5 protein-coding genes are annotated in these 8769 nt (G+C 58.3%); all 5 read left to right on the top strand.

Annotation, left to right across the window (positions count from 1 at the left end; genetic code table 11):
* The first annotated feature begins 218 nt into the window (after positions 1 to 218).
* Entirely contained in the window at positions 219 to 1619 is a 1401-nt protein-coding gene (gene lpdA / locus ACWKWM_RS20375) for a dihydrolipoyl dehydrogenase (protein WP_483847864.1), read from the top strand.
* 268 nt (positions 1620 to 1887) lie between these two features.
* A complete protein-coding gene (locus ACWKWM_RS20370) occupies positions 1888 to 3507 on the top strand; it encodes a glucan biosynthesis protein (protein ID WP_483847863.1) in 1620 nt (539 codons plus the stop codon).
* Between the two features lie 551 nt (positions 3508 to 4058).
* Complete coding sequence (locus ACWKWM_RS20365) at positions 4059 to 5369, top strand: hypothetical protein (RefSeq protein ID WP_483847862.1); 1311 nt, start codon at positions 4059 to 4061, stop codon at positions 5367 to 5369.
* The gene (locus ACWKWM_RS20360; RefSeq protein WP_483847861.1) at positions 5366 to 6679 is read left to right on the top strand and encodes a hypothetical protein; all 1314 of its coding nucleotides are present in this window, start codon (positions 5366 to 5368) and stop codon (positions 6677 to 6679) included. The genes ACWKWM_RS20365 and ACWKWM_RS20360 overlap by 4 nt, the downstream gene beginning before the upstream one ends.
* Before the next feature lie 58 nt (positions 6680 to 6737).
* Positions 6738 to 8687: an acyltransferase family protein gene (locus ACWKWM_RS20355; RefSeq protein WP_483847860.1), complete on the top strand. Its 1950-nt coding sequence runs from the start codon at positions 6738 to 6740 to the stop codon at positions 8685 to 8687.
* The last annotated feature ends 82 nt before the right edge of the window (positions 8688 to 8769 follow it).

The following is an 8769-nucleotide window of genomic DNA, read 5'->3' as shown; positions in this document are numbered from 1 at the left end:
GCCGCCTGCTGTTTTCGAAAAGCTGGCGGCCTAATACTCCTACGTGATGGTCCAAAAAAACTGGACCACTACAAGTTCGCTCCTACAGGTGCTTTTACTCAACTCTTGCTCACAAAGATTACAGCTGTAATTCTAATCGTCTGATGATCGCTCCTGTCTTTTCCACAGAGCGGTCTACGCTTCCCTCCATTGTCGATTTTTCCTACAGGAGCAGCTCAATGAGTAGCTATGACGTCGTAATCATCGGTGGCGGCCCAGGTGGCTATAACGCGGCCATCCACGCCGGGCAGCAGGGTTTGAAAGTTGCCTGCGTCGAGGGGCGTGAGACCTTGGGCGGCACGTGCCTGAACGTCGGTTGCATCCCTTCCAAAGCGCTGCTGCACGCCTCGGAGTTGTACGAAGCGGCCGTGGGGGACGAGTTCAAGAAGCTCGGCATCGAAGTCACGCCGACTCTGAATCTGGCGCAGATGATGGCGCAGAAAGGCGAAAGCGTTACCGCGCTGACCAAAGGCATCGAGTTTCTGTTTCGCAAGTACAAAGCTGACTGGATCAAGGGCTGGGGCCGGATAGCAGGGCCGGGCAAGGTAATCGTCAAAGATGCCCAAGGCGTCGAAACCGAGCTGACTGCCAAAGACATCATCATCGCCACAGGCTCCGAGCCGACGCCACTGCCGGGCGTGACCATCGACAACAAGCGCATTCTGGATTCGACCGGTGCGCTGTCGTTGAGCGAAGTGCCCAAGCATCTGGTGGTCATCGGCGCGGGGGTTATCGGTCTTGAGCTGGGTTCGGTCTGGCGGCGTCTAGGGGCCAAAGTGACGGTGGTGGAATTTCTCGATCACGTTGCTCACGGCACCGACCTTGAGGCAGGCAAAACGCTGCACCGCTCGCTCTCGCGACAGGGCATCGAGTTCAAGCTCAGCTCAAAAGTCACGTCCGCGACGGCCAGCGACACCGGTGTCAGTCTGACGGTCGAGCCGGCTGCGGGCGGTGAAGCCGAGACGATTGAAGTCGATTACGTGCTTGTGTCTATCGGTCGTCGTCCGGTCACCAAAGGGCTGGGGCTGGAAACCGTCGGCCTGGAAGTCGACAAGCGCGGAGTGCTGGAGAACAAGGGCCATCGCACCTCCGTAGACGGCATCTGGGTGATTGGGGACGTAACTTCCGGCCCGATGCTGGCGCACAAGGCAGAAGACGAGGCGATGGTCTGCGTGGAGCGGATCGTCGGCAAAAAAGGCGAGCTGAATTACAACCTGATTCCCAACGTCATCTATACCCGGCCCGAGTTGGCCAGTGTGGGTAAGACCGAGGAGCAGCTGAAAGCGGAGGGCCGTACGTACAAGGTCGGTAAATTCCCGTTCAGCGCCAACAGCCGGGCGAAGGTCAATCACGAGACCGAAGGTTTCGCCAAGGTGCTGGCCGACGAGAAGACCGACGAGATCCTCGGCGTGCACCTTGTGGGACCAAACGTCAGCGAGATGATTGCCGAGTATTGCGTTGGCATGGAGTTCGCGGCGTCAGCTGAGGACATCGCCCTGACCTGCCACCCTCACCCGACCCGCTCCGAAGCCCTGCGCCAGGCGGCGATGGCAGTGGGTGGGCATACGACACAGGCATAAGGATACCGTTTCTGTAGGAGCCAACTTGTTGGCGAGGCCATTCACCGGCCGAGCCCAAGGGTACGTCTCGCGAACAAGTTCGCTCTTACAGAGCCCATCACCGCGCCAATAACGTACCAATTACCCCTCTGAAACGATTTATTTCCTTAATTTGCGAACAAGACGCCGAGATTGTTATCTGTTTGTTGGTAATTTGCGTTCGGCAAGGATTGGGAAAGCGCACTTATTCGTGCAGGAAGGCACAGCATTTCTTCAGAGGCTTCACCTTATGAATCGCAGGAATCTCCTGAAAGCATCTATGGCATTGGCCGCATATAGCGCGTTGCCAGCCTCTGGGCTTTACGCTGCACGCGCGTTGGCGGCAGCGGCAGATGGCGAAATCGAACACTTCGATTTCAAGACCTTGCAAGACAACGCCAAGCAACTGGCCGGCAAGCCCTACGTCAGCACCAAGCAAACGCTGCCGCCGACCTTGGCGAACATGACCCCTCAGCAGTTCAACGCGATCAAGTACGATGCCGGGCATTCCCTCTGGAACGACGTCAAAGGTCAGTTGGATGTGCACTTTTTCCACGTCGGCGCAGGCTTCAAGACGCCAGTGCGCATGTACAGCGTTGACCCCGCGACCAAGCAGGCGCGCGAGGTGCATTTTCGTCCCGAGCTGTTCAACTACGAAGCCAGCGGTGTCGATAAGGCGCAGTTGAAAGGCGACCTGGGTTTCGCCGGGTTCAAGTTGTTCAAAGCGCCTGAAATCGCCATCAACGACATTCTCTCCTTCCTCGGCGCCAGCTACTTCCGCGCCATCGACAGCAACAAGCAATACGGCCTGTCGGCGCGCGGTCTGGCGATCGACACCTACGCGAAAAAGCCGGAAGAATTCCCTGACTTCACCCAGTTCTGGTTCGAGAAACCGACCAAGGACGCCACTCGTTTCGTGGTCTACGCCCTGCTCGACTCGCCCAGCGCGACCGGTGCGTACCGCTTCGACATCGATTGCCAGGCTGATCGCGTGGTCATGGACATCGACGCGCACATCAACGCCCGCGCCGACATCGAGCAGATGGGCATCGCGACCATGACCAGCATGTTCAGCTGCGGCACTCACGAACGCCGTATGTGCGACACCATTCATCCCGAGATTCACGACTCCGATCGCTTGGCTATGTGGCGCGGCAACGGCGAATGGATTTGCCGTCCGCTGAACAACCCGGCCAAATTGCAGTTCAACGCCTTCGCCGACAAGGACCCGAAAGGTTTTGGTCTGGTACAGACGGATCACGAATTCAAAACCTATCAGGACACGGTCGATTGGTATCACCGCCGCCCAAGCTTGTGGTGCGAGCCGACCACGGCATGGGGTGAAGGCTCGATCGATCTGCTGGAGTTATCCACAACCGGCGAGACCCTGGATAACATCGTCGCGTTCTGGAACCCGCGTGATCCGATCAAAGCCGGCATGTCGATGAACTTCGGCTACAAGCTTTACTGGAGCCCGCTGCCACCGGTCAGCTCGCCGCTGGCGCAGGTCAATGCCACGCGTTCAGGCATGGGGGGCTTTATCGAAGGCTGGGCACCGGGCGAACATTACCCGGACGTCTGGGCGCGCCGTTTTGCGGTGGACTTCAAGGGCGGCGGCATCGACCGTTTGCCAGAGGGTTCGAGCATCGAGCCGGTGGTGACGGTTTCCAACGGCAAGGTCCAGGACTTCAACGTGCTGGCGCTGCCAGACATCAAGGGTTTCCGTGTGACGTTCGACTGGTATCCAACCGGCGATGGCGTAGATCCGGTCGAGATGCGCATGTTCATCAAGACCGGCGATCGCACTTTGAGCGAAACCTGGTTGTACCAGTACTTCCCGCCCGCTCCGGAGAAGCGTCGGTATACCTGATAGGCGTTTTTTGTAACGCCGGAATCTGACAACGATTGTGGGAGCGGACCTGTCCGCGAAGACGATATTCGGCGCGCAACATTGACTGAATGTGCCGACGTATTCGCGGACAGGTCCGCTCCCACATGGAAATCAGGGCTTCATCCTGCGCAGTTGTAACAAAACTGAGTCATAGCCAATCCCTAAATACCCTCCTCACCTCCCCTTTTTACCAGCGTCAAAATTCCACCTGCCAATAAATTCAATAAGTTACGACGACCCGATTTGCACGACTCAATCATGTGTCCGAAATTTTGACTATTTGATTGACAGTCCTCGCGTCTGAGGCTGATATATCCCCTGTCACGCCGTTAAGAAGAAGCCTTCCTGGCTGCCCTTACGCACTACGGCACTCTCGACATACCGCACTTTTTTCCTGATCGACAGCCTCGTGCTGAGTCGATTGGCGGTAGCTTTGCGCCGCGATACCTGCCTCAGGGATTGAACTGCAACCACGCAGAACCGGCGATTACTTCTATCGAGCTATTCGAGCGCTCCAGAGGGGCTGCACCATGATGTCGAACTCCGCCACTTACACCCCATACGTTGAAAAACCATCGATCATGTCGTTTAACAAGTCGACAGTGATCGTCTGGACCGCCATCAGCCTGATCGTCATCGAGACTTTCTCCGGCGCCCTGCGTTTCTATCTCGACAAAGCCGGTATTTCCGCCGTGCTATACGGCCCGAAAGTGCTGTGCTGTCTGTTGTTCCTGATGGAGCTGCGCACCCTCAAAACCAGCAAAGGTGTATGGCTGGGTCTGATCGCGCTAGTGCTCTACAGCCTCGTCGCCATGTTGCACGGCGCCGGGATTTCAAACATCGGCTTCAGCCTTTTCGGGATCTGCCCGATCCTGTTCGGCATGGTGTGCAGCGAGCACCTGCTGCACCGCAAACGCTTGCTGCTGTGGGGGGTCGCGTTTTGCCTGCTGGCGTCTTTGGGCGGCATCGCACTGGACAAACTGATCTCGGTCCCCTGGAAAGGCTACAGCTACACCTTGGGCGAGACTGAGCTAAGCGGCAACACCGCCTGGGCCGTGGACGAGGCGGACCGTATCGCCGGTTTCGCCCGGGTGTCCAATGTGCTGTCGATCAACCTGGCCATCGGCGCCCTGTTCGTCCTGATGTTCATGCGTTCCAAGCTGATGATGATCGCCCTGTGTGGCGTCACCGCCGTAGCCATCGTAATGACCACCAGCAAGGCGCCCGCTGCCGGCTTCGTCTGCACGCTGGGGCTGTTGATGATCTTGCGCTTTCACTGGTCAGCTCGGGTGGTAATGACCATTGCCGTGCTGATGGGGATGCTATTGCCACTGATCGGCCTGACCGTTGATTTCAATGCCGGGCTTGCCAGCAGCGGGGCGCTATCGTCCATGTATGACCGGTTTATCAACACTTGGCCCAACATGGCCCATGGGCTTATGGACGAAGGCTGGGAACTCACGGGCGCAGGCCTGGGCGCCTACGGCAGCACTATCGCGTTGTTTCCGATCCCAGGCGTTCCGGCACTGGCCTCGGACAATACGGCCATGTACCTGTGGGGCATGTTCGGTGTCTTCGGCCTGTTCCTGTTCGCGCTGCAGATCCCGATGTTCATCGCCCTAGGCAACGACATCACCCGAGCGGGCCGTGCGTTGCTGGCGATCTGTTTCTGCTGCCTGCTGACCGGCTGGACCACCGACATGCTGGAAGTCGCCACGGCGAACCTGTTTCTGGGGATGGCCATGGGTCACGTCCTGGCTGGCAACCTCACTCTGCGCCGCGTGAAATCCACCGCCAGCGGAGCGCAGCATTTCTTCCCTCTCGTACCCAAACTGCAGTGAGAGCATTGGCGATGAAGTCCGGCCGTACGCCCGCTGTTGTTTTGTCCCTGCTCGGCGCGTTGCTGTGCAATCAGGTCTTGGCCGACGATCCATTCATCGTGGGCATCGGCACGCATCTGATGAACTTCGAGGCGTCGCCGCGCAGGCCATTGGAGCTAGCCGCGCAAGCCGGCATCACAGCGCTCAAGGATGATGCGTTCTGGTCCACGGCAGAACCTGCGCCCAACCAGTTGCGAATCGTGCCGCAATGGCGCACTTACCTGAATACCGCCACCTCGCTGAACCTGAGCCGGCTGACGATTCTGGACTACAGCACCCTTTTCCACGACAACGCCAAACCGCGGGAAGGCAAGGTCAAGGCGGCTTATCTGAAGTATGTGGATTACGTCACCAGTCAGTTGGGCAACAAGGTCAATTACTACGAGATCTGGAACGAGTGGGATCTTGAAGCACCGAAAGACGCCAAACTGGCCGCCGATTATGCGGCGCTGGTGCGTGATGCGGTGCCGTTGATTCGCAAGCACACGGTGGGGCAAAACGGTACGCCTGCGAAAATTCTTGCCGGCTCGATTACGCCTGAAGGCATGGACTTCGGATTTGCTGATCATCTGATTGATGCCGGGATGCTAGATCTCGTCGACGGCCTGTCCGTGCACCCTTATGCGCACTGTGCCGGTGGCGGGCAGAACAACCCCGAGAGCTGGGTCAACTGGATGCGCCAGTACGAACGCCATATCCGTGCAAAGGCTGGGCGCGATGTACCGATCTACCTCACCGAGATGGCCTGGCCAAGCCACACCGGCGCGTGCGGCAACACGCCTTCGACCCAGGCGGCGTACATGGCGCGAATCATGTTTTTTGCCCGCACCATCCCCAACATCAAGGGCATGTGGTGGTACGACTTGATCAATGACGGGCCGGATCGCACGGATCAAGAGCACAACTTCGGCCTGCTCAACGAAGACTTGTCACCCAAGCCCGCCTACGACGTGATGAGAGTCATCACGCCGTTCATCAAGGATTTCACTTATGAACCGGCCTTGAGCGTCTGGGAAAACAATCTGTATCTGCTGCATTTCAACAAGGGCAACGAGCAGGTCGTGGTTGCATGGTCTGGCGGTAAAACCAGCGAAAAAACGCTGACGACGACCACCCCGCAAAACGGCGCGGTCACGCTGATCGATACTGCCCAGCCACAAAAGGGTTGGTTCGCTGGCGACAAATCCTGGGTGTGCCAGGCGCAGCAGTGCTCGACAGCGGTGACGCTGAGCAACTTTCCGAAAATCATCCGCTTGAGCGCAGCCGACTGAACCCTGCGTTCATTCACGGCTTGTTTCCACACACCGTCACGTCATTCGAAAAATCGCCATGGACTTCAGAAAAGACATCAATGGACTAAGAGCCATCGCGGTGATCGCCGTGGTGCTGTTTCACTTCAACCCCGGCTGGCTGCCGGGCGGTTTTTCGGGTGTGGATATTTTCTTTGTGATCTCGGGTTATCTGATCACCGGGATCCTGTTTCGCAGCCTGGAAAAAGACAGCCTGAGCCTGGTCGGCTTCTACAAGTCCCGCGCGCGTCGGATCATTCCGGCGCTTGCCGCGATGTGCTGCGTGCTGCTGGTCCTTGGCTGGTTTTACCTGTTGCCGCTGGAGTACAGCGAGCTGGGCAAACACGTCGCTGCCAGCCTTGGGTTCTACTCCAATTTCACTTATTGGTCGGAAGCTGGATATTTTACCGCCAGCGCTCACGAGAAATGGCTGCTGCATACATGGTCGCTCTCGGTGGAGTGGCAGTTCTACATGCTCTACCCCATCGCGCTTCTGGGGTTGAGCAAAGTGGTAGCCCTGCGGCATCTGCGCTGGATCGTGATGGCTGCCTGTGTGCTGGGTTTTGCCTTCTGTGTCGTGACGTCGATCAAATGGCCCGAGCCTGCGTTTTACCTGTTGCCCGCGCGGGCGTGGGAACTGCTGCTGGGCGGGGTGGCGTGTCTGTTTCCAATCAAGCTGGATCGCACCCGCCAACGTCTGCTGGAAGCCACGGGCCTGGCGCTGATGGCCACGAGTTTCGCGCTGTTGTCGGAGCGCGTGGTGTGGCCGGGATATCTGGCCTTGATGCCGGTGCTCGGCACATTCGCGATCATCATGGCGGGGCGTCAGGATTCGGTCGCGACCAATAACCGGTTCTCCCAGTGGACAGGCAAAATTTCGTATTCGCTGTACCTGTGGCATTGGCCGGTGGTGGTGTTCATGAGCTACGCCGGTTACTTGGGCAATTCGCGTAACGCACTGCTGGGGATCATCGCGGCGTTCGCCTTGGCCCAACTGTCGTACTCGCTGATCGAAAAAACCCCGGCCAAAAAGGCACCGATCAGGCAGTGGAAGTTTGCTTCGGTCAGTGCGCTAATTGCGTTGGTCTTCGTGGGTGGAACGGCCGTCAGCGCTACCGACGGCGCGGTAACTTCGTTGCGTACGGTCAGCATTTCGGACAAGGCTCGATTCGTTCAGGACTACGCCAACCGGCAGAAGGATCTGTTCGAAAACTACTGGCTCAAGTGCGACGCGTTTTCGGCGTTCACCGAGCGCGGCCTGTCAGGGATCGATGATTCCTGCACGCGCAAACAGGGCGAGGGCGGCGTGTTTCTTTGGGGCGACTCCCATGCTCAGGCGCTTTCGCTGGGGCTGAGAACGTTGCTGGCTAAGGGGACGCCGTTCTATCAAGTCGCCTCAGCAGGTTGCAGGCCGAGTCTGACCCAAGACCCAGGCCGCAATACGCCACCGAGAATGACCTGCAATTATTCCAACGCCACCGCGCTGAAATCCATAGCCGCACTGCAACCCGAAGTGGTGGTGATTGCGCAGAAGGATGAACACGACAAAACCCAGTGGAATGAACTGGCCGCGCGCCTCAAGGAACTGGGGGTCAAGCGCGTGGTGTTGATGGGCCCGTTGCCGCAATGGAGTCCGTCACTGCCAAGCGTCATCGCCAATCGGCACTGGGGCGATGAAGATTCCCACATCACCGACGCTGCTATGGACACCGGCCTGATCGCCACCGACCGCGCGACGCGGGGCATGATTAACCCGCAGGTGGTGGATTTTGTGTCTTTGATCGACGGGCTGTGTGTCGCCAATTCGTGCCTGGTGCGCTTGCAGGATGACCATTCGCTACTGCAGATCGATTCAGGCCACCTCAGCTCGGCCGGCTCGCTGTACATCGTGAAGAATTACGTAATGCCCGAGCTGCGCAAACAGAACGCAGCACTGGTCGGTACACGCGTTGTTGGCGCCGAAATCAGTGCGGCGATTGGGTTGTATTGATATCGAACGGCGAATTCAGCGAGCGGCGCAAATCCGCATCTGCCAAGAGGGCGTAGGAGCCTGGCTTGCCGGCGATGGGGTG

This window comes from Pseudomonas rosaeacicularis, assembly GCF_057128745.1.
This window is presented reverse-complemented; position numbering and strand designations above follow the sequence as displayed.